Source organism: Pseudoxanthomonas mexicana, assembly GCF_001556105.1.
GTDB classification, from domain to species: Bacteria; Pseudomonadota; Gammaproteobacteria; order Xanthomonadales; family Xanthomonadaceae; genus Pseudoxanthomonas_A; species Pseudoxanthomonas_A mexicana_A.
Genome location: NZ_LSIF01000075.1, coordinates 1 through 1,466, shown reverse-complemented (window position 1 = coordinate 1,466; position 1,466 = coordinate 1). Strand labels below are relative to the sequence as shown.

General features: G+C 60.9%; 1 protein-coding gene. It reads right to left on the bottom strand.

Features of this window, described 5'->3' with window-relative positions; genetic code table 11:
- Positions 1–1,237 precede the first annotated feature (1,237 nt).
- Positions 1,238–1,466, bottom strand: a 229-nt coding sequence (locus AX730_RS19410; RefSeq protein ID WP_232310265.1) for a hypothetical protein, incomplete at its 5' end; no start/stop codon positions are given.

Sequence of the window (1,466 nt, the reverse complement as noted above, 5' to 3'; positions counted from 1 at the left end):
CGAAGCGGGTTCGGCTTGGACGAGTTGTTATGCACCAAGGTAAGCCCGAAGCCCTTGACCTGCAACGGCTGCGCGATGACCGGGGGCCTGAGATCATTCGCCGCCAGCCGATAACAACATGGGGCCGGCTGTGCTTGAGCCGAAGCCCGCAGCGCCGCCCATCCGCAAGCCGTGAACCTGGACAACAACCGCGCGGCGCGAACGCGATGCAACCGAAGCCGAGCCAAGCGAAGCAAAGAAGAACAACGAAGCCGGAGCCATCAACAGCCGATTAACGCCGAAGCCATGAAGAATGCAAAGCCAGACGATGACCGAAGCCGACCCAACAAGAACGCCCGCCCACGCATAACGCCTGAATTAAGCCGCGCCGCGAAGCGGCGTCGGCTTGAATGAATTGTTAGGCCCCATGGTCATGAATCCTTATGCCACGAAAACTGGTTTGCCAGTCGCTCAAAGGTCGCAACTGCATCATCAGCCGGGATGACGTGAATCTGATCGCCGGGCCATTGCAGCTCGAGTAGAGTGGTGTCAGGTATAGGGCAAACTTTAACAACAGGCCCCGCGTAAGGGTAAGTGGTTGGGACCTGTGTCACGCACAGGTCAAACATGGACGTCCATGCGTGGAGAGTAGTCCCGGAAAGGTGATCTACCAGCGCAAGCATGCCATTTGTCCAGGCAAAGCTGGGTGCCTCCGTATAGCGGGATCCGACTTCTGGCCAAGGGCGAGACATCATCTGTGTCATGGGGCCTAACGCCTGAGTTAAGCCGACCCGCGAAGCGGGTTCGGCTTGGACGAGTTGTTATGCACCAAGGTAAGCCCGAAGCCCTCGACCTGCAACGGCTGCACGATGACCGGGAGCCGGAAATCACCGTCCGTTAGCCCGCAGCAGCGAGAGGCCGGCTGTGCTTGAAGCCGAAACCCGTAGCGCCGCCCATCCGCGCGCCGTGAACTTGGCCGACCACCGCGCGGCGCACACATGATGCAACCGAAGCCAAGGCAAGCGAAGCAGGAAAGAACAGCGGAACTGGAACCGTCAACGGCCGATCAGCGCCGACGCCGTGAAGAATGCAAAGCCCGATGATGGCCGAAGCCGACCCAACAAGAACGCCCGCCCACGCATAACGCCTGAGTTAAGCCGACCCGCGAAGCGGGTTCGGCTTGGACGAGTTGTTATGCACCAAGGTAAGCCCGAAGCCAGTCGCCTGCAACGGCTGCCGGATGACTGGGGGCCGGAAATCACCGTCCGTTAGCCCGCAGCAGCGAGAGGCCGGCTGCGCTTGAGCCGAAGCCCGCAGCGCCGCCCATCCGCAAGCCGTGATCCTGGACAACAACCGTGCGGCGCGAACACGATGCAACCGAAGCCAAGACAAGCGAAGCAGCAAAAGGCAGCGGAACTGGAGCCGTCAACGACCGATCAGCGCCGACGCCATGAAGAATGCAAAGCCCGATGATGGCCGAAGCCGAC